Below are 25,900 nucleotides of genomic sequence, written 5' to 3' on the forward strand. Positions count from 1 at the left end.
CCGCGTCGGCGAGGCTGGGGCCACCCGATGCCCGGACAGGGAGAGCAGACATGCCGAACCTCGTGATGGTGATGCCCTACAAGGCATACCTCGGCAAGGCGCGGGCGGAAGGCTTCCGGATCACGGCGATCTGGGACCCGGCCGAGGCCACGCGGTTGTTCGGCGCGGACGCGCCCGCGTACCTCGCGGAGGTCGAGAGCCTCGCCGAGAGCCTGTGGCTGGTCGACTTCACCGACCGCGCGGCCTACGCCGAAGCGATCCGCGCGGCCGTCCGCGACAGCGGAGCCGGCCACGTCTGGCACGTCGGCAGCGAGGAGAGCATGCAGCTCGCCCACGAGGTCGCCGACGAACTCGGCACGGCGGTCAATTCGCCGCGCTCGGTGTTCCTGCTCAACGACAAGCTCGCCATGCGCACCCTGTTGCGCGACAAGGGCATCTCGACGGTCCGGTTCGCCACCGCGGACCGCTGGCAGGACGTCGGAAGGCTGCTCGACGGCTTCACCCTGCCGGTGGTGGTGAAACCCGCCGCGCTGTCGGCCAGCCGCGGGACGCGGCTGCTCACCGACCCGGCCGAGCTGCCCGCCTGGGGCGACGAGCTGGCCGCGCTGGCGTACTCCGGGCCGTTGCTGGTCGAGGAGTACCTGCGAGGGCCCGAGTTCAGCGTCGAGACGATGACCGTGCGCGGCGAGCACCACGTCATCGGCGTGACGCGCAAGCTGCTCGGCCCGCTGCCGCACTTCGTCGAGCGGGGTCACCTCTTCGGCGAGCCGGAGACGGCGGAGACGCGGGCGGTCGCCGCGCTCGCGGTCGAGCTGCTCGACGCCGTCGGCTACCAGTGCGGCCCGGCGCACACCGAGGTCATCTGCACCGAGGACGGGCCGCGGATCGTGGAGTCGCAGGCCCGGCTGGGCGGGGACAAGATCCCGGACATCATCGGGCTGGCCACCGGCTTCGACGTCAAGCGGGCGATGTTCGCCGCCCTCGCCGGGCGGACGTCCCTCCCGGACCGCGGCGGGCTCGTCGGGCACATCGCGTACTTCTCCTTTCCCACCGGGGTTCTCGAAAAGGTGACGGGTCTCGAGGAGGCTCGCGCACTGGACCACGTGCACACCCTCAGCTTCCCGTTCGCCCCCGGTGACGTCCTGCCGGAGACCGTCAGCTCGAAGACCCGCCACGGGTTCGTCATCCTCACCGGCTCCGCGGACGCGGCGGAGGCCCAAGCCCGCGCGGACCACGTCCGCGCCCTGATCGAAGTGGAAGTCCGATGAGGAGCTTCTTCGCCCTGCACCGCAACGTCCGGCTCCGGATCGGGCTGGCGTTCGTGCACAAGCTGATCGACGCGATGATCCTGACGTTCATCGCTATCTACCTCGCGGCGCACGTCGGGGTCGCGGTCGCCGGTGCGCTGATCCTGGTGTTCGCCGCGTTCGCGGTGGTCGGCATGCTCGTCGGCGGCCACCTGTCCGAGCGCTGGGGCCGCCGTCCCGTGCTGATCATCGGCGACGTCGTCGGCACCGGCTTCCTCGCGCTGATGGCCGTCGCGTACTACTCGGGCTGGGGCGCGCTGGCGGTCTACTTCAGCTACGCCATCGTGAAGTTCGGGTCGAACCTCGCGCTGCCCGCCAACGACGCGACGATCATCGACGTCACCCCGCCGGAGCAGCGCAAGTTCGTCTACACGGTCAACTACTGGGTGATCAACCTCGCGCTCGGCACCGGCGCCCTGCTCGGTGCTTTCCTGTACAGCTCCCACTTCGGCGCGGTGATCCTCGGCGGCGCGGCCGGGATGGCGTTCGCCCTCGCCGTCACCGTGGCGCTCGTGGCGGAGACCAAGCCGGAGACGCCCCGGCCGCCGGTCAAGCTCACTGGGCTCGCCCAGTTCGTCCAGGGCTACAAGGTGGTGCTGGCCGACGCGACGTTCCGGCGGCTGATCATCGCCGCCACGCTGATCCTGACGCTCGAAGGGCAGCTCAGCACCGCGATCGGGATCCGGCTGTCGACGGACTTCCCCACGCAGGAGGTGGTCCCGTTCGGCGCGGTGACCGGCGTGGAGATGCTCGGCGTGCTCAAGGCGGTCAACACCGTCCTGGTCGTCGCGTTCGCGCTGGTCGTCAACTCGCTGCTGAAGCGGATGCCCGACCGCACCCGGCTCTACGCGGGCATCACGCTGTACGCGGGCGGGTTCGCGGTGCTGGCCGTCACCGACGACGCCTGGCTGCTGCTCGTCGCCGTCGTCGTGCTGACCGTCGGCGAGCTGATGAACCTGCCGGTGCAGCAGGCCCTGCTGGCCGAGCTGGCCCCGGACGACGGCCGGCCGCGCTACCTCGCCGCGTACTACCTGCACATCCGGTTCGGCCAGATCGTCAACTCGATCCTGATCAGCCTGAGCGCGGTCGTCAGCATGGCCGGGATGGCCGGGATCTACCTGGCCTTCGGCGTCGTGATCATCCTGCAGTACCGGGCGATCCTGGCCCGTCGCGAGACGCGCGTCGCGGTCTCCGCCTGAAACCCTGGAAGGTAACCATGTCGGCACGGTCCGATCGGATCACCAAGGCCTACCTCGCCGGCTGCGAGGAGGCGGACGGCCCGCTGCGCCACGCGCGGGCGAGCCTCGAGCTGTCGGAGACCAAGCGCCTGTCCTGGCCCCGGCTGCTGCCGCGGCCGATCATGGTCGACGAGGCCGAGTACCGCGCGTTCGGCCGGGACCTCGTCACGATCTACGAGCTCGTCGGCTCGCTGCCGCGGCGGCTCTTCGACGGCGACTTCACGCGGTTCCGCACCGCGCTCGGCATCGACGACCGGCACGCCGCGCTGATGACCCGGCTGCTCGGCGAGGGGCCGCCGCCGCTGTACGGCCGCGCCGACGTCTACTACGACGGCACGGCGTTCAAGCTGCTGGAGTACAACATCGGCAGCGCGCTCGGCGGCCTGGACATGGTGGGCACGCTGCCCAAGGCGTACCTGCGGGTGCCGGCCGTCGCCGAGTTCGCCGCCGAGCACGGGCTCGGGTTCCTGGACATGGGGTCCGACCTCGCCGAGGCGCTGCGCAACGCGGGCAAGACGATCGGCGCCGGCGAGCCGGTGGTCGCGATCGTCGAGGGCCCCGGCGGGATGACGACCTACGGCCACCAGCGGCGCGCGATCGCGGAGCTGCTGGCGGAGAACGACGTCGAGTGCCGTGTCGGCGAGATCGGCGACCTGGAGTACCGGTCCGGGAAGCCGTACCTGGAGGGCACCCCGGTCGACGTCGTCCTGCGGTACTACGGCCTCGAGGAAATGCTGGCGCACCCGGACTGCGACGCGCTGCTGGAGCCGGTCTTCCGCGCCCACGAAACCGGCCAGGTGGTCGTCTGGACGCCGACGAACGTGTTCAGCAACAAGGGAACGCTGGCGATGCTGTCGGAGTCCGCCGCGGTCTTCACCCCGGACGAGCAGGCCGTGATCGAGCGGGTGCTGCCGTGGTGCCGGATGCTCGGACGCCCCGGCGCGGGCCCGGACGCCGGGCGCATCGACGAGTGCATCGAGCGTCAGGACCAGCTGGTGTTCAAGCCGACCGGCCTCTACGGCGGCCAGGGCGTCGTCATCGGCCGGGAGGTGGACGCCGGGACCTGGCGGGAGACGCTCGAAGCCGGTTCGCGGACCGGCTCGCTCGTCCAGGAGATCGTGCGGCCGAACCTGGAGACCGTGATCGACCCCGAGACCGGCGAGCGCTCCGAGTGGTACGCGCTGTGGGCGGCGTTCATGACCCCGTCGGGCCTCTCCGGCGGCGGCGTACGCGCGATCGCGCCCGGCGGCACCACCGTCATCACCATGATCAACAACCCCGACGTCCGCAACACCTGCCTCTTCACCTGCTGAGCAAGGAGAACCCCGGTGCCCCGACTCGTCGACCTCACCCACGGCTTCTACGACGGAATGCCGTCCTACCCCGCCGACTGGTTCCCGAAGTTCGTCAGCGAACGCTCGATGACGCCGGAGAACGACCCGTACGGCACCAAGCGCACGTTCTCCTACCTGCACGTCTTCCCGCACAACGGGACGCACATGGAGTACAAGCTGCACTTCTACCCGGGCACCGAAGGCATCGACGAGGTCCCGCTCGACACGCTGATCGGCCGCGCCTGCGTCGCCGACCTGTCGCACAAGGGCGAGCTGGACGAGGTCACCGGCGACGACCTGGAAAAGGCGCTGCGGCCGGTGTGGCAGGCGGGCGACCGGCTGCTCATCCGCACCGACTACCTGCGGCACAACTGGGGCCGGCCCGACTACTGGGACCGTCCGCCCTACCTGACGCCGTCGGCCGCGCGGTGGGCGATCGACAACGGCGCGTGCCTCATCGGCTTCGACTGCCTCACCGAACGGCCGGGCGACGCGGAGTCCCCGGTGCACCACGCGCTGCTCGCCGCCGGCATCCCGCTGCTGGAGTACGTCACCAACATGCACGAGCTGACCCAGCAGGTGGTGCGGCTGATCGCGCTGCCGACCAAGGTGGCCGGCGCCGAGGCGGCCCCGGCGCGCGTCATCGCCATGGAGGACACCGATGTCTGAGCAGGTCGCCCTCACGGCGGCCGGCGACGACGCCGAGGTGCCGGACGGCCTGGACCGGCTGCTCGACCTGCTCGGCGACCCGCTGGCCGCGCTGCCGCCCGGGGCCGAGGTGCTGATCAAGCCGAACCTGTTCCAGACGGCACCCGGGTTCCAGGTGCGGCCGGCGCTGCTGGCCGCGATCGCCCGCGTCGTCGCCGAGCACGGGGCGCGCCCGGTCATCGCCGAGCGCACGCACGCGATCTACGAGATCCTGCGCGACCACGAGGCCGCGAAGTACGCCCGCGTCGTCAGCTTCGACGACCTGCCGCTGCGCATCACCGGCATCCCCGGTGCGACGTCGCTGCGGGTGCCGATCGCCGTCCCCGAGCTGATCCTGGACTGCGACTACTTCATCGGCGTCCCGCAGCTGCGCACGCACGCGAGCGTCGTCTACTCGAACGCGATGAAGAACCTGGTCGGGCTGCTGCCCGGGTACACCACCCGGATCGTGCACATGGCGGGCGTCGACGAGTCCACTGTGGACCTCAACCTGATGCGGCCGCAGGACCTGGTCGTGTGCGACGGGACCACGGTGATCGAGGGCAACTACCCGATGGACGGACAGGCCCGCGAGGTCGGTTTCCTGGCCGCGAGCCGCAACGCCGTCGCGCTCGACGTCGCCGTCGGGACGCTGGCGGGCTTCGACCCGGAGAGCGTCGCCTACCTGCGGGACGCGCACGCGCGGGGGATGGGACCTCTGGCCCTGGAGGACATCGAGCTGCTCGGCACGCCGCTCGAGGACTTGGCGTTCGACATGGTGAAGGCGCCGGTCGAGATCGTCGTGCCGCGCGAGGGGATCCACGTCTACGCCGACAACGCCTGCCCGGCGTGCAGCCGGTTCGTCGCCGGGGCGATGCGGGCGCTGGCCGGCGAACTGTGCGAGTGGGACGGGGAGATGACGGTCATTTCGGGGCCGCAGGTCGAGGTGCCGCCGTTGCGCGGGGAGGTCGTCCTCGTCGGCAACTGCCTGTACGAGAGCCGGGACCTGGGCATCTTCGTCGAAGGCTGCCCGCCGCGGGCGATCCAGCTCGCCGCGTTCCGCTACGCCATGGGCAAGCCCGTCGGCGACCACGAGCGCACGCAGTTCCGGGTGCCGGCGGTCGCCCGATGATCACGTCCGCGCTGTCGCCGGGGGCCCGGCTGCACCGCCACGTCGTCCCGCTGACCTCGGCGCTCGACCCGGTGGCGGCGGCCGCGGCCCTGCGTCCCGCCGGGCGCGTCATGCTGACCGCCGGGCCGGGCGGCCGGGACGCGGTGCTGGCCGCGGGCGAACTGGCCGTCCTCTCCCACCCCGGCGGTGACGGGCCCGCGCCGCTCACGGCCGCGGTGGACCTGCTGGCCGGGCTGGACCTCCCGCCGGACGTGACCGACGCCGAGGCGGCCTGGTTCGGGTTCCTCGCCTACGACGCCGCGCGCGACTTCGAGCGGCTGCCCAGCCGGCACCCGGCGGGCGGGCGTCCGGTGTACGAGTTCTTCCTGCCCGAGGTGCTGGTCTCCGACGGGCGTGTGATCGGCCGGGGCACCACCCCCGCGGCCGCCCGCAAGGCGGCCACCCAGGTCGCCCGGACGCTCGACCGGCTCGCCGTCGCCCCGCTCGGGACCGTCGCGGTCGGGGCCGGAACGTTCGGCTTCGGCTACGACGAGTACGTCGACGCCCTGCGGCGCGCGCAGCGGCACATCCTCGACGGCGACGTCTTCCAGCTGGTGCTGTCCAACGCCTGGACCGCACCGGCCACTGTGGACGGTCTGCGCGTCTACCGCCGCCTGACCGGGATCAACCCGTCGCCGTACCACTTCTGGTACGGCGGGCCGGAGTTCGAGGCGGTCGGCGCGTCTCCGGAACCGTGCCTGACGCTCCGGCGCGGCCGGGCGCTGATCCGCCCGCTGGCCGGCACCCGGCCGCGGGGCCGTGACGGCCGCGCCGACCGGCTCGCCGAAGACGACCTGCGCTCGTCGGTGAAGGAGCTGGCCGAGCACCGGATGCTGGTCGACCTGGCCCGCAACGACCTCGGCCGGGTGTGCCGCCCCGGCACCGTCTCGGTCGAGCGGCTGATGGCCGTCGAGCGGTATTCGCACGTCATGCACCTGACGTCCGACGTGTGGGGCGAGCCGTCGGGGGAGCGCGGCACCGCCGAGCTGATCCGGGCGACGTTCCCGGCGGGCACCATGACCGGGACGCCGAAGGTGCGCGCGATGGAGATCATCGACACCCTCGAGCCGTCGCGGCGCTGGCTGTACTCCGGCGCGGTCGGCTCGTTCGGGGTGTCCCACGTGGACCTCTACCTGACGATCCGCAGCATGGTCTGGTGCGACGACGAGATCCGGCTGCAGGCCGGCGGCGGCATCGTCCACGACTCCGACCCGGCCGAGGAGTACGCGGAGTGCCTGGCGAAGCTCGGGTCCGGCGCCCGGGCCCTCGGCGTGACGGTGGAAGGGGCGGCCGCGTGATCTGCGTGCTCGACAACTACGACTCGTTCGTCTACAACCTGGTGCAGTACCTGGGAACCCTCGGCGCCTCGTGCCAGGTCTACCGCAACGACGAGATCTCCGTGACCGACGTCGAGGCGCTCGCCCCGGAGCTGGTGCTGATCTCACCCGGCCCCGGCGACCCCGCCGACGCGGGCATCTCGGTCGAGCTGGTCCGCCGGCTGGCCGGGCGCGTGCCGATCCTCGGCGTGTGCCTGGGCCACCAGGCGATCGGCGCGGCGTTCGGGGCCCGGGTGGTGCACGCGGCCGAGCCGATGCACGGCAAGTGCTCGGCCGTGGCGCACGACGGGAGCGGAGTCTTCGCCGGGCTGCCGAACCCGCTGACGGTGGCGCGCTACCACTCGCTGGTGCTCGACCCCGCTTCGCTGCCGGCCGAGCTGGCCGTGACCGCGTTGTCGGACACCGGCGAGATCATGGCGATCCGGCACCGCCGCCACGCGATCGAAGGCGTCCAGTTCCACCCCGAGTCGCTGTTCACGCAGGAAGGCGTGGGCATGGTGGCCAACGCGGTGCGCGGCCTGCTCGGCTCAGGCGAGCTCGGCCGAAACGACCGACGGCAGTTCGCGCAGCCGGTCGAGCAGGGGCTCGGTCTCGTCGGCGGCCAGTAGGACGGCGCAGACCATGCCGCTCTCGCGGACACCGTCCTTGATGTCGACCGACAGCTCGTGGACGAGGTGGCCGTCCAGCGCGCCGACCAGCGCCGGGATCTGCTCGGCGCCGCCGACGAAGTAGGTGGCGATGCGCCGGCGCAGCAGCATGGCCGAGCGGGTCGCGGGAAAGGCGAAGGACGTGGACATGGCGGATCTCCCGAGCTGAAGAAGGAATGAGATCGGGGCCAGGTCCCGGAAAAGAGCGATCGCCGACGCTGCGCGCCGGCGACCTGGTTCAGCCGGCGCGCCGGGTTACGAGTCGCGAGGACGTCATCGGGCGCTGCACGGCGACAGGCTAACACGATCGCCGCTCACCGGGGCAACACCCGATCGCGGAGGGTGGCGACGGTGTCGCGGTAGCGCCGCGGGCCCAGGTCGGGCTCGGGAAGGCACCGGGCTCACGCACCCCAGCCCGAAACGTCCCGAATGACTCATTCGGAACGTCGCTAACCCGTACCCAGCCGGACGACACGCGTGTCGTCCGTCCAGGTACCTCAGCTGGCCCGGATGACGCCCAGCCCCAGCGGCGTGATCTCGTGGATCTGCGACTTCCCCGACCGCGCGCTGGTGATCAGGCCGCTGGCTCGCAGCACCGACGCGTGCTGGCTGGCCGTCGCCAGAGAGACGCCCGTCAGCTCGGCCAGCTCGCTCGTGTTGCAGCGCGTCGTCGCCACCGTCACCAGCACCCGTGCCCTCGTCTGGCCGAGCAGCGCCGCCAGTGACGCCCCCGGCTCCGCGTCGCTGTCGAAGCGGGGGTGGCTGATCGAATAGACCAGCGCCGGCGGGCGGCCCGGGTCCTTGTACGTCGTCGGCATGCCGTGCGCGAAGAACGTCGGGATCAGGCGGAGGCCGCGGCCGTCCAGGTGGAGCTCCTGCTCGATCGGGAAGCGCACCCGCAGCACCGGTGGGGACCACGTGATGTCCGGGTGCACCGTCGAGAGCAGCAGCTGCGGCCCGCCGCGGTCCAGGTTCGACCGCAGCCGGTCGTGGTCGCGGGCCACGGCGCGGCGGACCGTGGCCCAGTCCGGGGCCAGGCACCGGCGGTAGTAGTCGTGCAGGGCCGTGCCGAGGCGGTGCAGCTCACGGGTCTCGCCGTCCGCCAGCCGGCGCAGCCACGGCGCGACGCGCGTCCCCTGCGCCGCCAGCTCGGCGACGTCGGTGGCCAGGGCCGCCGGCGGCGTTTCGAGCACCGCCGAGACGCCGTCACCGATCGTGGCGTGCGCGGCCGGGGTGAGGAAGTCCGGGCAGTACCCGTACGGCGGAACGGCGGACATCACCAGCCGGCCCGACTCCGGGACCGCGGAGCGCGACCCCCGGCGCCACCGGCCGAAGAACGGCTCGCCCTCCGGACGCCGGATCCGGTAGCTGCTCATCAGCAGCTCCCACATCGGGTCGGCGTCCTCGGCGATGGTCACCTTCGCCAGGTCCGCGTCCGTGAAGTGAATCTTGAGCATCGACGTACCGCCCTTTCCCCGGCGAGGATAGCCGTCGGTGGCACCGGGTCCCGCCGCACTGTGACCTGCGACGTTTCCGGCAGGCGCGAAACGTCCGAAGGCCGGTTGACGCCACCGCCGCGCCGCTGGCACGTTCATCCCGCACGGCCGCCGACGATGTCGCGCGCCGGGTGCGGACCGGCTGGGGGTCGGTCCGGCCACCGCCCCTTGACCGTCCTCAGTGGACGAAGGCCGGCCGGGAAGACGGAAATTCACCGGATGGCGGCGAATCCCGGGCATTCGTCGAAGCTCACCCTGTGTAGCTGATGCGTACGGGGGAAACGCCCGGCATTCCTTGACAGCACCGTGGTCGCCGGAGTTATGTCTGCGTTCTGAATTCCGGGGGAAAAGGATCCAGGAATTCGTTCTCGGGTCACCGGTACGAATCGAGCCACGCCACCGATGAAAGAAGATGAACCGCTTCGCCGTAGTAGTTCCGCCGCGTCGTGGAATCCCGGCACCTGGCGGCTGCGCACCAAGATCTCCGTCGTGTTGTTGCTGCCCGTCCTGGTCGCGCTGCTGCTGGCCGGCGGCCGGGTGCAGGCCGAGCTCGCCCAGGCGGGCGCGCTCAGCGGGGTGCGGGACCAAATGCCGGTCGTGCAAGGGATCGCCGAGCTCACCGGGCTGGTCGACGACGAGCTGATCCACGACGGCGCGGCCGCGCAGACCGCCGCGGTCGACACGAAAGCCGCCGTCATCCGCCACGACGCCGAATTCGCGCAGCTGAGCCCGGAGCTTTCCCGGACGCTGGAAGATCAATTGGGAAAATTGGCCGGCCTGCGCCAGCAGGACGGTTCGGCCGGTGCGAAAACCCCCGCCTACCACGACTTCGTCGTCTCGCTCAGTGAAGTGATCCCCGGGGTCGTCGGCCAAGCCGGGAATACCGATCTCGACGCCGCGGCCGATATCACCAAAGCGTTGACGCAGCTGAGGTCGACGCTCGCCGGGCAGGAAGTCCCGGGTGGACGGTCGGTGGACGCGCTCGCGGCCGCCGTCGCCGAGGAATCGGTGCTCACCGGGCAGATCCGCCGGGCGTTGCCCACCGGTGCGGTGGCCGCGCGGTTCGCCGCCGCCACCATCCCCGGCGCCGGCGGACCCGCGGCCAAGCGCGCGGCGCTCGGGACCATCCTGGCCGACCAGGTGAAGACCCTTTCGGACGCCGTCGGCGCGCGGACCGACGCCGCCCGGTCCGACGCGCTGCGCGACGCCGCGCTGGTGATCGCGTCGCTGCTCGGCGCCCTCGCCATCGCCCTGGCCGTGGCCCGCTCGGTGGTCGTCCCGATCCGGCGGCTGCACGCGGCCGCGGTCGACACCGCGCGCCGGCGGCTGCCCGGCACGATCGAGCGGATCCGGGAGGGCGAGGACGTCGACTGGCGGGCGACCGAGCGGCTGCCCGTCGACTCCGAGGAGGAGATCGGCCAGCTGGCCCGCGCCTTCGACGACATGCACCGGCAGGCGGTGCGGCTCGCCGTCGGCGAGCAGGCCGAGATGCGGATCCAGGTCAGCGAGATGTTCATGACGCTGTCGCGGCGCAGCCAGTCGCTGGTGGAGCTGCAGCTGTCGGTGATCGAGGACCTCGAAGCCGACGAGCAGGACCCGCAGCGGCTGGCGGAGCTCTTCCAGATCGACCACATCGCCACCCGGCTGCGGCGCAACGGCGAGAACCTGCAGGTCCTCGCGGGCGGACGCCCGGTGCGCCGGGAAGTCGGGCCCGTCGCGACGGTCGAGCTGCTGCGGGCCGCGACGTCGGAGGTGAAGGACTACCAGCGGGTCACGCTCGGCAACGCGCCCCGCGGGTCGGTGCAGTCCGAGGCCGCGGCCGACGTCGTGCACATCCTCGCCGAGCTGCTGGAGAACGCGATCCGCTCGTCCCCGCCGGGCGAGCAGGTCGTGCTCACCGCCGACCGCGGCTTCGACGGCGGCGTGCTGATCGAGGTCGTCGACACCGGCCTCGGCATGACCCGCGAGGACCTCGAAGCGGCGAACGCGCGGCTCGCCGCCGGCGCGTCGGTGAGCCCGGAGACCACCCGCCGGATGGGCTTGTTCGTGGTGAGCAGGCTCGCCGCCTCGCACGGGATCACCGTGCGGCTGCGGCCCTCGACCACGCGGACCGCGAGTGCCGGCATCACCGCCAGCGTGCACGTCCCGGGCGTGCTGGTCCTGGTCGACCTGCCGGCCCGGCCGGGTCCGCCCGAGCTGCTGCCGGCGGTCAACGGCGTCCCCCGGCCCGAGCCGGAACCCCGGTGGCCCGCCGAAGAACCCGCCGCCGTGGCGCCGATGCCGACGCCGATCTTCGACCAGATGCTGTCGCACTGGTTCGCCGACGACCGCGCGAAGCCGGCGCGGCCCGGCGAGTGGGCGACCCCGGCCGACGAGGTCCGGCAGGCCGCCGAAGCCGCGGTCGGCGCGCCGGACGACCTCGAGCTCACCGAGTCGGGCCTGCCGACCCGGCAGCCCGGCGCGCAGCTCGTCCCGGGCTCGGTCGCCCCGCGGCAGCCGCAGCCGGCCGACTCGTCGTTCCGGGACCCGGCCGCCGTGCGGAACAACCTTTCCCGGCACTACAGCGGCATGCGCGCGGCCCGCCACCGGGTCGCGACCGACCCGAAGGGGCAGTGATGAGCGTGCGGCAGGAAGGAGCGGAAGTGGCCGACCGGTCCCGGAACTGGCTGGTGTCGGCGTTCACGCAGGAGGTGCCCGGCGTCGCGCACGCCGCGCTCGTCTCGGCGGACGGCCTGCTCGTGGCGGCGAACGACGCGATGCCGCGCGACCGGGCGGACCAGCTCTCGGCGATCGCGTCGGGCCTCTCGAGCCTGGCCCTCGGCACGGCCGACCTGTTCACCGCGGGCCGGGTCGTGCAGTCGGTCATCGAGATGGAGCACGGCTTCCTGATGCTGATGAACGTCGGCGACGGCTCGAACCTGGTGGTGCTGGCCAACCCCGGCTGCGACATCGGCCTGGTCGGCTACGAGATGACGCTGCTCGTCGATCGGTTCGGGAAGATGGTCGAGACACCGGCGCGGCCCGCGGCCGCGCCGGGAGCGAGCCGGTGACGGAGGGCCGGCGACGCGAGGGCGGGCGGCACGCGGCGTCACTGGCCCGCCCGTACGCGTGGACCGCCGGTCGCACCCGGCCGTCGGTCGACCTGGCGGTGGAAGCCCTCGTCGAAACGACGGCGGAGGGACGCACGGCGCCCTTCAGCCCGACCAACCCGCTGGCCGCGGTGACCCAGCTGTGCCTGCAGCAGCGCTCGGTGGCGGAGGTCGCGGTGCACCTGCGCGTGCCGCTGGGCGTGGCCCGGGTGCTCATCGGCGACCTGCTGGTCGCCGGCCAGGTGTCGATCCGCGACACGCTCACCGCGGACGCCTCCTTCGACGAACGCAACGACCTGCTCGAAAGGGTCCTCAGTGGACTACGCGCACTCTGACAAGCGGATCACCTCGGCCAAGATCGTGGTCGCCGGCGGGTTCGGGGCCGGCAAGACGACCTTCGTCGGCGCCGTCTCGGAGATCGACCCGTTGCGCACCGAGGCCGTGATGACGGCCGCGGCCGTCGGTGTCGACCGGACCGAAGCGGTGCCGGGGAAGTTCTCCACGACGGTGGCGATGGACTTCGGCAGGCTCACGCTGGCCGACGACCTGATCCTCTACGTGTTCGGCACGCCGGGACAGCACCGGTTCTGGTTCATGTGGGACGACCTCGTCTGCGGCGCGGTGGCGGCGATCGTCCTGGTCGACACGCGCCGGCTCGCGGACTGCTTCGCGTCGATCGACTTCTTCGAGTCGCGCGGGGTGCCGTTCCTGGTGGCGGTCAACCAGTTCCAGGACACCCGCCAGCACCCGCCGGAGCAGGTGCGCGAAGCCCTCAAGGTCCCGGCGGAGGTCCAGGTGGTCACCTGCGACGCGCGTTCGCCGGAGTCGACGAAAGAGACCCTCATCGCGGCGGCCGAGTACGCGTTGGCCGCATTGCATGCGCCGCATCAATCGCTTTCGGGGGGTCCAGGGGGGCTTGCCCCCCGGCCGGGGTCCGGGGTTTGACCCCGGATGACAGAGCAAGCCTGAACAGGAGCACGGAAATGCACATGGACCACGACGACTTCGCGATGGGCCACTGGCTCGTCGTGCTCGCGTACCTGACTTCGGTGGTGGGCTGCGCGCTCGGGCTCGCCTGCACGCTGCAGGCGCGGACCACGGACAACGCGCGCACCCGGCTGACCTGGCTCGGGCTCGCGGCGCTGTCGATCGGCGGCGTCGGCATCTGGGTCATGCACTTCATCGCGATGCTCGGCTTTTCGACGCCCGGGTTGCCGGTGCGCTACGACATCACGCGCACGGCGCTGTCGGCGATCCTGTCGGTGGTGGCGGTGTTCTGCGGCCTGCTGGTGTTCGGCGTCCGCAACCGGTTCGCCTGGAAGCGGCTGCTGCTCGGCGGGCTGCTGACCGGGCTCGCGGTGAACGTCATGCACTACACGGGGATGTGGGCGGTCGAGATCAAGGGGACGATCGGCTACGACCCGACGCTGGTGGTGCTGTCGGTGGTGATCGCGGTGGTCGCCGCGACGGCGGCGCTGTGGTTCACGGTCGGTCTGGACAAGCTGCTGCCCCGGCTGGCGGCGGGCCTGGTGATGGCGGCGGCGGTGACGGGCATGCACTACACGGGCATGGCGGCGGTCCGGCTGCACCTGGACCCGGCGGCACCGGACCCGTCGGGCGCGGAGGTGTTCTCGTTCCTGTTCCCGGTGTTCGTCCTGGCGGCGCTGGCGATGGCGGTGCCGATCTGCGCGGTGCTGATGGCGTCGTCGAGTTCGGAGTCGCCTCGCCACACGACGGTGGCCCGTGAGGTCGTGAGTGAGAAACAGGGTTAGAACACGGTTTCCCACTCACGACCGGCCTCGGCAGACCGTCGTCAGTCCGATGTGGACACCGGGACCGGGAAGCGGTCGGCGCTGAAGTGCACCAGGATCGCCTTCGCCGTGGCGCAGACCGTGTCCCCGGCGCGCAGCGTCCCGGTCGCGTGGAGCTTCCGCCCGTCACGGCGTTCCAGCCGGCCTTCCGCGACGAGCGGCTCGGCGTACGGCGTACCGCGGAGGTAGTCGACCGTCAAGGACGCCGTCATCCCGGGGTAGCCGGCCGCCGCGGTCGCGCGGCCCAGTACGTGGTCCAGGATCGCCGCGACCCAGCCGCCGTGGACCCGGTTCGGTGGTCCCTCGTGGGCCGCGCCCAGCAGGACCTCGGCCCGGACCTCCGCCGGTCCGATGTGCGTCCAGGACAGCGGCGGCGCCAGCGGGTTCCCGGGTCCTTCCAGCGGGTTGTTGATGCTGAGGTGGCCGCCGCCGTCGAGGGCGGCCAGCAGCAGGGGAGGCGATCCGCCGGTGGCGCGCAGGGCGGCGGTGACCGCCTCGACCTGCCGGGCGGCGGCGGCGAAGTCGGCGTCGTCGCCCGTGCACACGGAAGCCTCGATCAGCTCCCGGATCCGGGAGCCCAGCAGCGCGCGTCCCGGCGGCACGCCGTCGACGATCGGAAAGGACATGGCACCCCCAGAACTAGAACACGTTCCAGTCTACCAGGTCGGCCGGGCCGTGACCCCGCCGTCGACGACGAGGTCGTGCCCGGTGATCCAGGAAGCCAGCGGGGACGCCAGGAAGACGCACGCGTTGCCGACGTCCTCCGGTGTCCCCGGACGGCCCAGCGGGGCGGCCCGCCGCCACCGTTCGACGCCCTCCGGCCAGTCCTCTTCCAGGCCCGGCCGCGAAATCAGGCCCGGTGACACGGTGTTGACGCGGATCCCGCGCGGCCCGTACTCCAGCGCGGCGCCGCGGGCGTGCATCACCAAAGCCGCCTTGGCCGCGCTGTAGTGGACGTGCCCGGGCGCGGGCTGCCGGGCCTCGATCGACGCGATGTGCGTGACGCTGCCGCCGTCGCGCAGCAGCCGGCTCGCCGCTTGGGTGCAGGAGAACGCGCTGGTCAGGGTGGCGTCCAGCATCGCCCGCCACTGTCCGGCCGTCAGGTCCGCGAGCGGTTCGACCGGCTGGACGCCGGCGTTGTTCACGAGCGCGTCGAGCCCGCCGCCCCAGTCCGCGACGGCTTCCAGCATCGCGTGGCAAGCGTTGTCGTCGGTCAGCTCGGCGGCGAACGCGCGGGCCCGCCCGCCCGCGGCCTCGATCGCCGCGACGACGTCGTCGCCCGCGCCGGGGCGCCGGTGGTGCACGGCCACCGCGCTGCCCGCTTCGGCGAACCGCAGCGCGATCCCGCGGCCGATGGTGCCGGCCGCGCCGGTGACGCAGGTGATCTTGCCGGAGAGGTCAGGGAGGGAGCTCGCCACCTGCCCGATCGTAGCCAGGGGAGAATTGACGGGCGTTTTCACCGGATTTCGCGAGTATCGTGCCCGCATGATCTCGCCGGTGCCGAGCGCACTCGACCCAGCCGCACCGGTTACGGGCCCCGCGCCCTGGTGGGGCGTTCCCGTGATCGCGGGGGCCTTCCTGCTCGCGGGCGCGGTGCTCGCGCTCCTCGCGATCGCGCTGAGCGACCGCCGGAAGCTGAACCGGGAAGACCGCCGCCGGTGGGACCGGGAGATCCGCGACACCTACCTGGAGATCACCCGGCACCTCGCCCGGATCACCGCCTTCCGGTACCAGGTGCTCACCGACGAGGACGAACGCCAGCTGCGGTACCAGGCCGGTGCCTACGCGCTCGCGGGCATGCGGGAACAGGTCGCGATGCTGGAGGTGATCGGGACGCCGGCGTTGATCGCCAAGGCCCACGAGCTGGAAGACCGCACCGGCGTGGTCGTTTCGCTGTGGCACGAGCTGATCAACCCCGGGAAGCCCGAGTACCGGGCCCTGCACACGGCTCGCAACGAGTTCCTGGACGCGGTGAAGGACAGCATCCGGGTGGAGCAGTACCAGCCCCGCCCGTGACGTGGCCGGCCGGTGCACCGGCGCCGTACCTTGTGGGGCATGGCCGACACCCAGCGTTCGAAGTTCTCCGAGCTCCTGCGGGAGCAGATCCGGCACGAGTTCACCGCCGCGCAGCAGTACGTCGCCCTCGCCGTCTGGTTCGACGCGCGTGACCTGCCGAGGCTGGCGAAGCGCTTCTACCGGCAGTCGATCGAGGAACGCAACCACGCGCTGGCGATGGTCCGGTACCTGCTCGACCGGAGCCAGCCGGTGGCGATCCCGGGCAGCGGCGACGTCCGGAACGACTTCTCGAGCGCGCACGAGGCCATCGAGCTGGCGCTGGAGCAGGAACGGGCGGTGACCACCGACATCGAGGCGATGGCGAAGGCCGCGCGGCTGGAGGAGGACTACCTCGGCGAGCAGTTCGTGGCCTGGTTCCTCAAGGAGCAGGTGGAGGAGGTGGCCCGGATGTCCACGCTGCTCACGGTCGTCGAGCGCGCCGCCGACAACCTCTTCGAGGTCGAGAACCACCTGTTCCGCGAGGCGGCCACGGAGGCCGCGGAGGCGCCGGACATGCCGCCGGTCGCGGGCGGGAAGCTCTGACTACACGAAGGTGGTCAGCCAGGTCGCCAGCCAGAACGTCTGGCTCAGCACGATCGCGAGCAGGCCCAGCCGGGTGCTGCGCCCGCGGCGCTTGACCAGGCCCGCGAGGAGCACGAACAGCCCGAGCAGCAACGCGCCCGCCCCGGCCAGGACGGCGGTGCCCAGCAGGATCGAGAGCCAGGTTTCCTGACCGGGCGATGACTCCTGCTGCTGGGCGTAGAACACGAGGTCGCCCAGCGCGGAGAACACCGCGGTGACGGCCCCCAGCGCGACCGCGACCGCGGCCGCGCGGGCGAGTCCGCGTCCGGCGGGCCGGGCGGCGGGTAGCTGCGGCGGGGCGGCGGGCGAAGACCGTGGCGGCGCGGTGACCGGAGAACCCGGCCGCGACAAACGCCACTGCGCGACGGCGATCCAGGTGGCGACCACGGCGGCGACCGCGCTGACGAGGGCGGCGAGCAGCGAGAGCGCTTCATACACCGGTCCAGTATCGGCTTGATCGCGCCGAACATCTGATCTACGCGGTTTGTCGGAGTTGAGGCGCGTCGCCCGCCGGGCACGGGAACGGCGGAAGCGGCACACCCCCACGAGTGCCGCTTCCGCCGTGCTCAGCGGCAGAACGAGACTTCCGGGTAGCCCGGCTCGTCCAGCACCGGCCGAGCTTCGCCCCGCAGGTGCCGGTCGAAGAACGCGTTCACGTACGTCCGGATGATCTCCTGGGTGCGCACGGCGGTGGTGGTCGCGCCGATGTCGACGCCGAGCTCTTCGCCCACCAGGCCCACGTCGGTGAACGACGCGTGCTGCGTGCCCGCCACCTCGATCCAGCGCCGCCAGCCCGTCAGCTGCGCCCAGTCCCGCTCCCACGGGACGTTCGGTGCGCACGCCGTGGCCGCGAGCTGGTGGCTCACGAACATGAACGGCCGCGCCAGCCCGGGCGGGGTCAGCGGAACCGCCGTGGTGCCGTCGATGTCCATCCCGGCGCGCACCCGCGCGTCCGCGACCATCGTGGGCAGCGTGCTCGCGCCGCCGGCCGAGTGCCCCGCCATGCCGATCCGCGACGCGTCGATCAGCGGTGCCCACTTCTTCGAGTGCGTCAGCGAATCCAGCACGAACGACACGTCGGCCGCCCGGCCCCGCTGCAGCTTCTCCGAGAACGCCGCGTCGTGCGGCACCTCGCACGAGGCGCAGCCCGCGAACCGCCCGTCGGGGAAGCTCGTGCCGGTGTTCTCGTAGGTGTGGCCGACCAGCGCGACGGCGTACCCGTGGCTCGCCAGGTCCTCGGCCAGCGCGCTGAGCGTGGCCCGGGGTTTCGTGTAGCCGGGCGAAAGCACCACCAACGGCAGCCGGGACCCGGCCGGCCGGGCGTCGGCCACCGAGGTGGTCACCAGCCGGGTGAGCAGGTCCGGCGGCACGTCCAGGCCGCTGCCGGACAGCAGCGCCGCCGACTCGGCCGCGGTCACGTACCGCGTCTTCGGCCCGTGCGGTGAAGCCGCCGGGTAGAAGAGCGACACCATCAGCTCGCGGTAGGGCATCGACGGCACCCACGGGTCCGGCCGCGAGGTGTCCTTCAGGTACACCTGCGTGCTGCCCACCGGCCGGTCCCCGGTCGGCGCGGGCAGGTAGGGCGTCGACGTCATGGCGAAGCTGACCTCCGGGTAGCGCGACGACGGCCGGTCGAGCAGTGGCTGAGCCCGACCCTCCAGGTGCTCTTCGAAGAATGCCCGAACGTAGGCCGCCGTGACGGCCTGGCCGCGCGCCGCCGGCGTCGTCGCGCCGAAGTCGAGGCCGAGCTGCTCGCCCACCAGGCCGATGTCGGTGAAGGACGGGTGTGCCACGCCGGCCACGACGAGCCAGCGCTTCCACCCCGTCAGCTGCGCCCAGTCCCGTTGCCAGCTGCCCGATTCGACGCCCGTGCCGGGGGTGTAGGTGTTCGCGCGGCCCAGGAACAGGAACGGCCGGTCGAGTCCCGGCGCGAGCAGCGGGTCGTCCGTCGTGCCGTCGATGTCGATGCCGGCCTTGATCCGCGGGTCGGTCACCATCGCGTCGAGCGCGCTCGCGCCGCCGACGGAATGCCCGGCCATGCCGATCCGGGACGCGTCGATCAGCGACGCCCAGCGAGAGTGCGTCAGCGAGTCGAGCACGAACGAGACGTCCGCCGCACGCCCGCGTTCCAGCTTCTTCCAGAACGCCTCGTCGTAGTTGCCGCACGCCGCGCAGCCGGTGACCCGCCCGTCGGGGAACGTCGTGGCGACGTTCTCGTAGGTGTGGTCGACCACGACGACCGCGGTGCCGTGGCTGGCCAGGTCTTCGGCCAGCGACGTCAGCTCGGCGCGGGGCCGCTTGAACCCCGGCGAAAGGACGATTAGCGGCAGGTGGTGCCCGGCCGGCCGCGCGTCGACCGCGGCGTCGGTGCGGACGGCGGTCATGACCGAAGCCGGGATGCCGGTGATCCCGGCCTCGTCGAACACCGCCTGCGCTTCCGTCTCGGTCATGAACTGCTTCTTCATGCCCTGCGCGGAAACCGCCGGGTAGAAGAGCGACACCATCAGCTCGCGGTAGGGCACCGTCGCGACCCACGGATCCGGCCGCGAGGTGTCCTTCAGGTACAGCGAAGTGATGCCCACCGGCCGGTCGCCGGTCGGCGCGGCCAGCGACAGCGCCGGTGACGCCGACGCCGGCACGGGCAGTGCCAGCGTCAGCGCGGTCACCATCAGGAGGACCTTCATCCGATGAACGTCACTTCCGGGTAGGTGGGCGACGGCGCGGCCAGCAGCGGCTGCGGACGGCAGCGCAGGTTCTGGTCGAAGAAAGCGCTTACGTAGTTCCGCGTGATCGCCAGCGCGCGGGCCCCGTCGATCGACGCGCCGATGTCGACGCCCAGCTGATCGGCGAGTACGCCGAGGTCGGTGAACGAGCTGTGCACCGTGCCGGACACCATGAGCCAGCGCTTCCACCCGGTGAGGTGCGTCCAGTCGGTTTCCCAGTCGTCGTAAGGACCTTCCTGGCCCGGCACGTAGTTGTCCATGCTGCCCAGGAACAGGAACGGCCTCGACAGCCCGGACGCCGGGAGCGGGACGTGGATGCTCCCGTCGATGTCGGCGCCGGCCCGGATCCGCGGGTCGGCCAGCATCGCCTGCGTCGTGACCGCGCCACCCGCGGAGTGCCCGGTCATGCCGATCCGCCCCGGGTCGATCAGCGCGCCCCACTTCTTCGAGTGCAGCAGCTCGTCGAGCACGAACGACGTGTCCTTCGACCGCACCTGCGCGACCTTCTCCCAGATCCCGGGCTGCTCGTCGACTTCGCAGGCGGCGCACCCGGTGACGTGCCCGTCGGGGAACGTCGTCGCGCGGTTTTCGTAGGTGTGGTCGATCGCCGCCACCGCGTAGCCGCGGCTGGCGAGGTCCTCGGCCAGTGCCGTGAGGACGGCCCGCGGCTGCGTCCAGCCCGGCGACAGCAAGACCAGCGGCAGGTCGTGCCACCGCCCGGCCGGTTTCGCGTCGACGACGGCGTTCGTGCGGACCGTGCTCAGGACGTCCAGGGACAGCCCCGGGATGTTCTCCCGTTCGAGGTTGCGTTCGGACTCGAGCGGCGTCATGTACTGCTTCTTCGGCCCGTTCGCCGAAGTCGCCGGGTAGAAGACGGAGACCATCAGCTCCCGGTAGGGCACCGTCGGCACCCACGGGTCGGGACGCGAAGTGTCCTTCAGGGACAGTGACGTGACGCCGACCGGCGCGTGACCGGTCGGGCGGGGCAGGGAGGGCGTCGTGGCCGCCGAAGCGGCGGGCGACGCGGTCAGGGTGAGTGTCAAGGCGGTGGCTACCGCGAGAGTGCGCATGATTCCCCCAGGAATCGGTTCAGGACAGGTGACGGATGCGGCGGAAGGAGAACCAGGTGAGCAGGGCGGCCATCGCGAGGAAGAGCGCGAGCTCGAGCCACTGCAGCGGCCAGAACCGCGAACCCGGCTGGTAGGTCAGGCGCTGCTGGTAGCCGTGCGCGCCCAGCTGGGACATGCACTGTTCCATGCTGCCGCGCTCCGGAGGGCCCTGGCCCGGCCTCGGGGCGCAGCTCTGCACGAAGTCCGGCAGCGGATGGACCACGGTGCCGGCCGGGTCCACGGTTTCGTTCGCCAGCACCCACGCGCCGGCCGGGTTCCGCATGCCGATCTCCAGGATCCCGTGGGTGTCGTCGCCGGTGATGTTCGTGATGTCCTCGGGGACGATCGCCGTCGTCATCTGCGCCGGCGGAATGAGGTAGGGCCGCACGAAGGTCGGGACCACGATCAGCACGGCGGCGAGCACGGCGAGCGTGACGGCCATGGCGGCCACCGTCCGCTTCACCAGCATCCCGACCGCGACGCCGAGCGCGAGGGCGAAGGCCGCGTAGCCGATCGGGACGATGCCGCGCGCGCCGAACACCACCGGCATGATGCGCGAGAGCATCCCGCGGTCGGTCTGCGTCGCGGAGAGCGCGTCGATCGGGCTCGCCCACCACGACACCGCCCAGCCGAGCAGGCCGGCCGCGACCATCGCGGTGAGCAGGCCGAACCCGAGCTTGGTGGTGAGCCACCGCTTGCGCGTGACGGTCTGGTTCCACACCAGGCTGTGCGTGCCGCTCTCCAGCTCGCGCGTGATCATCGGGACGCCCCAGAACACGCCGATCACCGCGGGCAGCAGGTAGAGCACCAGGATCGTGCCGCCGAAGAGGGTGTCCTCGTCGGAGAAGTTCGTGCGCCCCACCAGCTCCGGCCCGGTGATCGCGAGCACGACGCCGATCAGAGCCAGCGCGGCGAACACGGACAACGCGGGCAGGCGGAACTGGCGCCAGGTCAGCCAGGTCATCTCAGGACCTCCAGGGCGGGGCGGGCGGCGGCGGGGTTGCTCATGTACTCGAGGACGAGGTCTTCGAGGCCGATCTGCGCGACCGTCCACGCGGGATCGAGGATCGGCGCCTCGGTGCGGACGAGCACGGTCGTCTGGCGGTCGGTGTGCTTCGCGGAGACGACGTGCTGCTCGGCCGGCAGCGAGTCGACCTCGCGCCGCGGCCCGGAGAGCCGGTGGTGCGTGGCGAGCAGCTCTTCGACGTCGCCGATCACCCGGACCTGGGAGTCCACCAGCACGACGAGGTGGTCGCAGACCCGTTCCAGGTCGTTGACCAGGTGCGAGGACATCACGACGGACAGCCCGTGCTCGGCGACGGCTTCCATGAGGTCCTGCAGGAACTCCCGGCGCGCCAACGGGTCCAGCGCGGCGACCGGCTCGTCGAGCAGCAGCAGCTCGGGGCGCTTGGCGATGCCGAGGGTGAGCGCGAGCTGCGCGCGCTGGCCGCCGGACAGCTTCCCGGCGTGCTGCTTCGGGTCGAGCCCGAGCCGCTCGACCCGCTTGGTGGCCAGCGAGTCGTCCCACCGCGGGTTGAGGTGCGCGCCGAGCCGCAGGTGCTCTTCGATGGTGAGCCCGGTGTAGACGGGCGTGCTCTGGGCGACGTAGCCGACCTTCGCCAGCTGGTCCGGGCCGCTGCCGGGGGTTCCACCGCAGACCTCGATGGTGCCGGTCGTCGGCTCCAGCATGCCGGACGCGATGTTCAGCAGGGTGGACTTGCCGGCGCCGTTGGGGCCGACGAGCCCGGTCACGTGGCCGGCCTCGATCTCGAGCGTGCAGCCGGTCAGCGCCCACTTGCGCTTGTACTTCTTGCCCAGTCCCTGGGCACGCAGGACGGTCACGCTATGTCCTCTCTGGCGGAGTCGCGAAACGTGGACATCAGCAGGGCCTCGATGCTCTCTTCGTCGAGACCGGCCTGGCGCGCCTTGCCCAGCCAGCGGCGCAGGTCCTGCCGCAACGGCCCGAGCACGGCGAAGGAGGTGCCGCCGTTGAGCGTCGCGGTCACGAACGTGCCGACGCCGGGCCGCGCCGAGACGAGGCCGTCGTGCTCCAGTTCGCGGTAGGCCTTGAGCACGGTGTTCGGGTTGATCGCCAGGCCGGCGACCACGTCCTTGACCTTCGGGAGCTGGTCTCCCTTGTCGAGCAGGCCCAGCCGCAGCGCGTGCCGTACCTGCTGGACCAGCTGCTGGTACGGCGACAGCCCCGAGCGGGCGTCGAGGTGGAATTCGATCATCGGCAACTCCATTTAACTAGGTGACTAGTACTATAGACATGCAGCACAAGTCTGCGCCAGAGGTTCTTCCGCGAGGCCGATCCGGAACCTTCGCCGGGGTTTCCGCGAATGACTGGTGGACGGCGGCGCCGGTGATCTTTTTTCGCCGGGCTGCCAACCTCCCCACCCCCTCGCCCGTCTGGAGGGGTGATCGTTTCGTTCCGTCGAAAGGACTTTCTGTGCGTCGTTCTCCTGGGGGAGGCATCGTGCGCGGCCTGGTCGTCGCGCTCGGCGTCTCGATGGCCGTCGTGGCCGGACCGGCCGCGGCTTCGGCCTCCGTCGATACCGTCCCGGCACCGAAACTGACCTGGACCGGCTGCGACGACGGCTTCCAGTGCGCCACCGCCGAGGTGCCGCTGGACTACGACCGGCCGTCCGGCGCGAAGATCGACCTCGCGCTCATCAAAGAGCCCGCCACCGATCCCGCGCACAAGATCGGCACGCTGTTCGTCAACTTCGGTGGCCCGGGCGCGTCCGGCCTGCAACGGCTGCGGGAGCGCGGGAAGTGGCCGTGGCTGTTCTCCGACGAGCTGCGCGCGCGGTTCGACGTCGTGTCGTGGGACCCGCGCGGGATCGGCAGCAGCACCGCCGTCCGGTGCTTCGACACCCTCGCCGAGCAGGAGTCGTTCTTCGGCTCGTTCCCGGAGATGCCCGGCGACCCGAGCGGCAACGCGGCCTTCTACGCCAAGTCGAAGGAGCTCGCGGACCGGTGCTCGGCGAAGGCCGGCCCGATCCTCGAGCACGTCTCGACGGCCGACACCGCGCGGGACCTGGAGCTGCTGCGCCGCGCGGTCGGCGACGCGAAGCTGACCTACCACGGCATTTCCTACGGGACGCAGCTCGGCGCCACCTACGCCAACCTGTTCCCGAACCGCATCCGCGCGATGGCGTTCGACGGCACGATGGACTTCGCCGGCAACGCCACCGGACACGACGGCAGCGGCACGAGCGTCCCGCTGGACACCCGCCAGGACGTCGCCACCGGCATCTCGCAGACGTTCGACCAGTTCCTGCGCCTGTGCACCGAAGCCGGTCCGAAGTGCGCGTTCTCCTCGGGCGACCCGAAGGCGAAGTGGGCGTCGATCACGGCGCGGGCCAAGCAGGCCCCGATCACCACCGACGGCGAGACCTGGACGTACTCCGGGATCATCAACGCGGCGGCGGACCTCTCCGACTCGCGGGGCTGGCCGGACATCGCGTCGCTGCTGCAACGCCTTTACGACGCTCCTCGCACGGCTGCCGCGCTCAAGGCGGGCGAGCCGTACACGTCCAACCGCACGGAGGCCTTCAACGCGATCCAGTGCAGTGACAGCGACGTGCCGACCGATCCGGCGATCTACAGCCGATACGCGGAATCCGAGGACCAGCGGGTCCCGTACTTCGGCCGGATCGCGGTGCTGGACATGATGAGCTGCGCGTTCTGGCCGGCGAAGGCCGCCGACCGGTACACCGGCCCGTGGAACCGCCGGACGTCGGCGGAGATCCTGGTGCTGAACAACCGCTTCGACCCGTCGACGCCGCTGGCCGGCGCTCGCGACGGTGCCGCGGAGCTGGCGCGGGCCCGCGTGTTCGTCACCGAGGGGTACGGGCACTCGTCGATGTACGTGCCGAGCACGTGCACCGAGCAGGTCAAGCGGGACTACCTGATTTCGGGGACGTTCCCCGCCGCGGGCAAGACCTGCGCGATCGACGCGAGCCCGTTCGCGGGCTGAGGCTGGACGGGCCTCGCCGGGAGTTCCGGCGAGGCCCGTCGCTCAGACGCTCAGACCAGGTCGACGAGCTGTTTCGCGGCGACCACCGCGCCGTCGGTGCGGATCTCGACGGTCCGGCCCGCCGAGGCGAACGCCGTGGTCAGCGCGGCCGACAACGACTCCGCGGTCGGCACCGGATCCGGGTGGGCCGCGCCGATGCCCAGCTCGGCCACCCGTCCGGCCCAGTAGGGCTGGTCCGCGATCCGCGGCACCACCACCTGGGGCGCGCCGGCCCGGGCGGCCGTCGTGGTGGTGCCGGCGCCGCCGTGGTGCACGACCGCCGCCACCCGGCGGAAGAGCGCCTGGTGGTTGACCTCGCCGGCGACGAAGCTGTCCTCGGCGTCGTCGACCGCCGTCAGGCCGGCCCAGCCGCTGCCCAGCACGATCCGGCGGCCGTGCGCCCGGACCGCCTCGGTCGCGATCCGCGCGATGCCCTCCGGCGCGTACGCGGCCATGCTGCCGAAGCCGACGTACACCGGCGGCTCGCCGGCGTCGAGGAACTTCGCCAGCTCGTCCGGCAGCGGACGGTCGTCGGGCAGGAGCCACGCCCCGGTCCGCCGGACGTCGAGGTCCGTCGGGCACAGCACCGGATCGGCGGCCAGCCACGGCCGATCGGTGAAGACGTGGTCGCGGACGTTCGTCACCGGCGGCAGGCCGATCGCCGCCCGGTTGCGGTCGAGCGCCGGGCCGTACAAGGCGTCGACGCGCTCGGCGTCGTGGCGCCACAGCACCTCGTTGTCGGTCTCGCCCGCCGGCGACGGCGTGCCCGGCCGCATCCCCGGCGGGACGTGCGGCGACGGCAGCCCGTGCAGGTGGTAGCACGCGTACACGTACGGGATCCCGGCCCGCTCGGCGACGTCGCGCGCGCCGGCGGGCAGCAATCCCTGCGCCACCACCACATCGCAGTCCCCGGCGACCGCGCCGAGCGCGTCGAACCGCGCGGTGACCAGCTCGTCCGCGAGCGCGAACGGGTCCGGCCGCTCGCGGGTCACCACCGAGCGCACCGACGGGCCGAGCGGCACGTGCGCCACCCCGGCGCGCTCCAGCAGCGTCACGAAATCTTCGTCCGGCGGCCCGCACACCACCGAGTCCACGCCGAGCCCCCGCAGGGCCACAGCCAGCCCCGCGAGCGGTTCGACGTCCCCGCGCGAACCCCACGTCGTCAGCAAAACCCGCATTGCTTCCCCCTGTTTCCGCTGGTTGCGCGGCCATTGTGGAGGACGACCCCGGCCTTGCGGCAAGCCCCGGGTTCGGCTATACCTTGAAGGGGGCGGGGAGTGCTCGTATCGC

Annotated in this window: 26 protein-coding genes; 15 read left to right on the forward strand and 11 right to left on the reverse strand. The window is 71.9% G+C overall.

Translation table 11 applies throughout. The features are described 5' to 3' along the window. The first annotated feature begins 50 nt into the window (after window positions 1-50). The 7 genes from AA23TX_RS06060 to AA23TX_RS06090 are packed head-to-tail and all read left to right on the forward strand — an operon-like array spanning window position 51 to window position 7,682. Window positions 51-1,268: an ATP-grasp domain-containing protein gene (locus AA23TX_RS06060; RefSeq protein ID WP_155541588.1), complete on the forward strand. Its 1,218-nt coding sequence runs from the start codon at window positions 51-53 to the stop codon at window positions 1,266-1,268. Then, window positions 1,265-2,506 (forward strand): MFS transporter, encoded by a 1,242-nt coding sequence (locus tag AA23TX_RS06065; RefSeq protein ID WP_155541589.1) that lies wholly within the window; start codon window positions 1,265-1,267, stop codon window positions 2,504-2,506. Before AA23TX_RS06060 ends, AA23TX_RS06065 begins: the two co-directional genes overlap by 4 nt. A gap of 17 nt (window positions 2,507-2,523) precedes the next feature. Further along, window positions 2,524-3,858: a glutathionylspermidine synthase family protein gene (locus AA23TX_RS06070; RefSeq protein ID WP_155541590.1), complete on the forward strand. Its 1,335-nt coding sequence runs from the start codon at window positions 2,524-2,526 to the stop codon at window positions 3,856-3,858. Between the two features lie 15 nt (window positions 3,859-3,873). Beyond that, window positions 3,874-4,548 carry a cyclase family protein gene (locus AA23TX_RS06075; RefSeq protein WP_155541591.1) on the forward strand — a complete coding sequence of 225 codons (675 nt, stop codon included), beginning with the start codon at window positions 3,874-3,876 and terminating at the stop codon, window positions 4,546-4,548. After that, on the forward strand, window positions 4,541-5,698 hold the full coding sequence (locus AA23TX_RS06080) for a DUF362 domain-containing protein (RefSeq protein ID WP_155541592.1): 1,158 nt from the start codon (window positions 4,541-4,543) through the stop codon (window positions 5,696-5,698). The genes AA23TX_RS06075 and AA23TX_RS06080 overlap by 8 nt, the downstream gene beginning before the upstream one ends. Next, window positions 5,695-7,035 carry an anthranilate synthase component I family protein gene (locus AA23TX_RS06085; RefSeq protein ID WP_230862364.1) on the forward strand — a complete coding sequence of 447 codons (1,341 nt, stop codon included), beginning with the start codon at window positions 5,695-5,697 and terminating at the stop codon, window positions 7,033-7,035. The genes AA23TX_RS06080 and AA23TX_RS06085 overlap by 4 nt, the downstream gene beginning before the upstream one ends. Next, window positions 7,032-7,682 carry an anthranilate synthase component II gene (locus AA23TX_RS06090; RefSeq protein ID WP_155541593.1) on the forward strand — a complete coding sequence of 217 codons (651 nt, stop codon included), beginning with the start codon at window positions 7,032-7,034 and terminating at the stop codon, window positions 7,680-7,682. The genes AA23TX_RS06085 and AA23TX_RS06090 overlap by 4 nt, the downstream gene beginning before the upstream one ends. Here AA23TX_RS06090 and AA23TX_RS06095 read toward each other — a convergent pair. After that, window positions 7,602-7,871 carry a hypothetical protein gene (locus AA23TX_RS06095; RefSeq protein ID WP_155541594.1) on the reverse strand — a complete coding sequence of 90 codons (270 nt, stop codon included), beginning with the start codon at window positions 7,869-7,871 and terminating at the stop codon, window positions 7,602-7,604. The two genes, AA23TX_RS06090 and AA23TX_RS06095, sit on opposite strands and share 81 nt — an antisense overlap. Window positions 7,872-8,218: 347 nt before the next feature. Further along, window positions 8,219-9,178: an ArsR/SmtB family transcription factor gene (locus tag AA23TX_RS06100; RefSeq protein WP_155541595.1), complete on the reverse strand. Its 960-nt coding sequence runs from the start codon at window positions 9,176-9,178 to the stop codon at window positions 8,219-8,221. 441 nt (window positions 9,179-9,619) lie between these two features. Between AA23TX_RS06100 and AA23TX_RS06105 the strand changes: the two genes are divergently transcribed. From AA23TX_RS06105 to AA23TX_RS06125, 5 genes are read left to right on the forward strand one after another with little or no spacing between them, the layout of a single operon-like run. Further along, window positions 9,620-11,833: a HAMP domain-containing sensor histidine kinase gene (locus AA23TX_RS06105; protein WP_230862365.1), complete on the forward strand. Its 2,214-nt coding sequence runs from the start codon at window positions 9,620-9,622 to the stop codon at window positions 11,831-11,833. Further along, entirely contained in the window at window positions 11,833-12,267 is a 435-nt protein-coding gene (locus AA23TX_RS06110; RefSeq protein WP_196425197.1) for a roadblock/LC7 domain-containing protein, read from the forward strand. Before AA23TX_RS06105 ends, AA23TX_RS06110 begins: the two co-directional genes overlap by 1 nt. Then, the gene (locus tag AA23TX_RS06115) at window positions 12,264-12,641 is read left to right on the forward strand and encodes a DUF742 domain-containing protein (protein WP_155541597.1); all 378 of its coding nucleotides are present in this window, start codon (window positions 12,264-12,266) and stop codon (window positions 12,639-12,641) included. The genes AA23TX_RS06110 and AA23TX_RS06115 overlap by 4 nt, the downstream gene beginning before the upstream one ends. Further along, window positions 12,622-13,251 carry a GTP-binding protein gene (locus tag AA23TX_RS06120; protein ID WP_196425198.1) on the forward strand — a complete coding sequence of 210 codons (630 nt, stop codon included), beginning with the start codon at window positions 12,622-12,624 and terminating at the stop codon, window positions 13,249-13,251. Before AA23TX_RS06115 ends, AA23TX_RS06120 begins: the two co-directional genes overlap by 20 nt. Before the next feature lie 44 nt (window positions 13,252-13,295). Further along, window positions 13,296-14,078 carry an MHYT domain-containing protein gene (locus AA23TX_RS06125; RefSeq protein ID WP_196425417.1) on the forward strand — a complete coding sequence of 261 codons (783 nt, stop codon included), beginning with the start codon at window positions 13,296-13,298 and terminating at the stop codon, window positions 14,076-14,078. Between the two features lie 41 nt (window positions 14,079-14,119). Here AA23TX_RS06125 and AA23TX_RS06130 read toward each other — a convergent pair whose 3' ends face one another. Both AA23TX_RS06130 and AA23TX_RS06135 read right to left on the reverse strand, forming a co-directional pair. Next, complete coding sequence (locus AA23TX_RS06130; RefSeq protein WP_155541599.1) at window positions 14,120-14,743, reverse strand: PaaI family thioesterase; 624 nt, start codon at window positions 14,741-14,743, stop codon at window positions 14,120-14,122. Window positions 14,744-14,773: 30 nt separating this feature from the next. After that, window positions 14,774-15,535, reverse strand: a complete 762-nt coding sequence (locus AA23TX_RS06135; protein ID WP_155541600.1) for an SDR family NAD(P)-dependent oxidoreductase — start codon at window positions 15,533-15,535, stop codon at window positions 14,774-14,776. A 67-nt stretch (window positions 15,536-15,602) separates the two neighbouring features. Here AA23TX_RS06135 and AA23TX_RS06140 point away from each other — a divergent pair, with 67 nt between their 5' ends. Both AA23TX_RS06140 and AA23TX_RS06145 read left to right on the forward strand, forming a co-directional pair. Next, entirely contained in the window at window positions 15,603-16,133 is a 531-nt protein-coding gene (locus tag AA23TX_RS06140) for a hypothetical protein (protein WP_155541601.1), read from the forward strand. Between the two features lie 39 nt (window positions 16,134-16,172). Beyond that, a complete protein-coding gene (locus AA23TX_RS06145) occupies window positions 16,173-16,715 on the forward strand; it encodes a ferritin (protein ID WP_155541602.1) in 543 nt (180 codons plus the stop codon). Here AA23TX_RS06145 and AA23TX_RS06150 read toward each other — a convergent pair whose 3' ends face one another. From AA23TX_RS06150 to AA23TX_RS06175, 6 genes are all read right to left on the reverse strand, one after another. After that, window positions 16,716-17,192 carry a hypothetical protein gene (locus tag AA23TX_RS06150; RefSeq protein ID WP_155541603.1) on the reverse strand — a complete coding sequence of 159 codons (477 nt, stop codon included), beginning with the start codon at window positions 17,190-17,192 and terminating at the stop codon, window positions 16,716-16,718. A 128-nt stretch (window positions 17,193-17,320) separates the two neighbouring features. Continuing rightward, the gene (locus AA23TX_RS06155; RefSeq protein ID WP_155541604.1) at window positions 17,321-19,438 is read right to left on the reverse strand and encodes an alpha/beta hydrolase family protein; all 2,118 of its coding nucleotides are present in this window, start codon (window positions 19,436-19,438) and stop codon (window positions 17,321-17,323) included. After that, a complete protein-coding gene (locus tag AA23TX_RS06160) occupies window positions 19,435-20,547 on the reverse strand; it encodes an alpha/beta hydrolase family protein (protein ID WP_155541605.1) in 1,113 nt (370 codons plus the stop codon). The genes AA23TX_RS06155 and AA23TX_RS06160 overlap by 4 nt, the downstream gene beginning before the upstream one ends. A 19-nt stretch (window positions 20,548-20,566) precedes the next feature. After that, window positions 20,567-21,550 carry an ABC-2 membrane transporter-related protein gene (locus AA23TX_RS06165; protein ID WP_155541606.1) on the reverse strand — a complete coding sequence of 328 codons (984 nt, stop codon included), beginning with the start codon at window positions 21,548-21,550 and terminating at the stop codon, window positions 20,567-20,569. Next, window positions 21,547-22,428, reverse strand: a complete 882-nt coding sequence (locus AA23TX_RS06170) for an ABC transporter ATP-binding protein (protein WP_155541607.1) — start codon at window positions 22,426-22,428, stop codon at window positions 21,547-21,549. Before AA23TX_RS06170 ends, AA23TX_RS06165 begins: the two co-directional genes overlap by 4 nt. Beyond that, a complete protein-coding gene (locus tag AA23TX_RS06175) occupies window positions 22,425-22,820 on the reverse strand; it encodes a GntR family transcriptional regulator (RefSeq protein ID WP_230862366.1) in 396 nt (131 codons plus the stop codon). Before AA23TX_RS06175 ends, AA23TX_RS06170 begins: the two co-directional genes overlap by 4 nt. Before the next feature lie 245 nt (window positions 22,821-23,065). Between AA23TX_RS06175 and AA23TX_RS06180 the strand changes: the two genes are divergently transcribed. Further along, a complete protein-coding gene (locus AA23TX_RS06180) occupies window positions 23,066-24,571 on the forward strand; it encodes an alpha/beta hydrolase (RefSeq protein ID WP_155541609.1) in 1,506 nt (501 codons plus the stop codon). Between the two features lie 50 nt (window positions 24,572-24,621). Here AA23TX_RS06180 and AA23TX_RS06185 read toward each other — a convergent pair whose 3' ends face one another. Then, window positions 24,622-25,788, reverse strand: a complete 1,167-nt coding sequence (locus tag AA23TX_RS06185; protein ID WP_155541610.1) for a glycosyltransferase — start codon at window positions 25,786-25,788, stop codon at window positions 24,622-24,624. Between the last annotated feature and the right edge of the window lie 112 nt (window positions 25,789-25,900).

The organism is Amycolatopsis camponoti, from assembly GCF_902497555.1.
Lineage (GTDB): Bacteria > Actinomycetota > Actinomycetes > Mycobacteriales > Pseudonocardiaceae > Amycolatopsis > Amycolatopsis camponoti.

Bases quoted from the DNA above. Each gene is read 5' to 3' on its own strand.
- AA23TX_RS06130 (WP_155541599.1), bottom strand. From the start codon at position 14,743: ATGTCCTTTCCGATCGTCGACGGCGTGCCGCCGGGACGCGCGCTGCTG.
- AA23TX_RS06185 (WP_155541610.1), bottom strand. From the start codon at position 25,788: ATGCGGGTTTTGCTGACGACGTGGGGTTCGCGCGGGGACGTCGAACCG.
- AA23TX_RS06065 (WP_155541589.1), top strand. From the start codon at position 1,265: ATGAGGAGCTTCTTCGCCCTGCACCGCAACGTCCGGCTCCGGATCGGG.
- AA23TX_RS06140 (WP_155541601.1), top strand. From the start codon at position 15,603: ATGATCTCGCCGGTGCCGAGCGCACTCGACCCAGCCGCACCGGTTACG.
- AA23TX_RS06060 (WP_155541588.1), top strand. From the start codon at position 51: ATGCCGAACCTCGTGATGGTGATGCCCTACAAGGCATACCTCGGCAAG.
- AA23TX_RS06080 (WP_155541592.1), top strand. From the start codon at position 4,541: ATGTCTGAGCAGGTCGCCCTCACGGCGGCCGGCGACGACGCCGAGGTG.
- AA23TX_RS06155 (WP_155541604.1), bottom strand. From the start codon at position 19,438: ATGAAGGTCCTCCTGATGGTGACCGCGCTGACGCTGGCACTGCCCGTG.
- AA23TX_RS06070 (WP_155541590.1), top strand. From the start codon at position 2,524: ATGTCGGCACGGTCCGATCGGATCACCAAGGCCTACCTCGCCGGCTGC.
- AA23TX_RS06105 (WP_230862365.1), top strand. From the start codon at position 9,620: ATGAAAGAAGATGAACCGCTTCGCCGTAGTAGTTCCGCCGCGTCGTGG.
- AA23TX_RS06110 (WP_196425197.1), top strand. From the start codon at position 11,833: ATGAGCGTGCGGCAGGAAGGAGCGGAAGTGGCCGACCGGTCCCGGAAC.
- AA23TX_RS06165 (WP_155541606.1), bottom strand. From the start codon at position 21,550: ATGACCTGGCTGACCTGGCGCCAGTTCCGCCTGCCCGCGTTGTCCGTG.
- AA23TX_RS06175 (WP_230862366.1), bottom strand. From the start codon at position 22,820: ATGATCGAATTCCACCTCGACGCCCGCTCGGGGCTGTCGCCGTACCAG.
- AA23TX_RS06085 (WP_230862364.1), top strand. From the start codon at position 5,695: ATGATCACGTCCGCGCTGTCGCCGGGGGCCCGGCTGCACCGCCACGTC.
- AA23TX_RS06100 (WP_155541595.1), bottom strand. From the start codon at position 9,178: ATGCTCAAGATTCACTTCACGGACGCGGACCTGGCGAAGGTGACCATC.
- AA23TX_RS06125 (WP_196425417.1), top strand. From the start codon at position 13,296: ATGGACCACGACGACTTCGCGATGGGCCACTGGCTCGTCGTGCTCGCG.
- AA23TX_RS06160 (WP_155541605.1), bottom strand. From the start codon at position 20,547: ATGCGCACTCTCGCGGTAGCCACCGCCTTGACACTCACCCTGACCGCG.
- AA23TX_RS06145 (WP_155541602.1), top strand. From the start codon at position 16,173: ATGGCCGACACCCAGCGTTCGAAGTTCTCCGAGCTCCTGCGGGAGCAG.
- AA23TX_RS06095 (WP_155541594.1), bottom strand. From the start codon at position 7,871: ATGTCCACGTCCTTCGCCTTTCCCGCGACCCGCTCGGCCATGCTGCTG.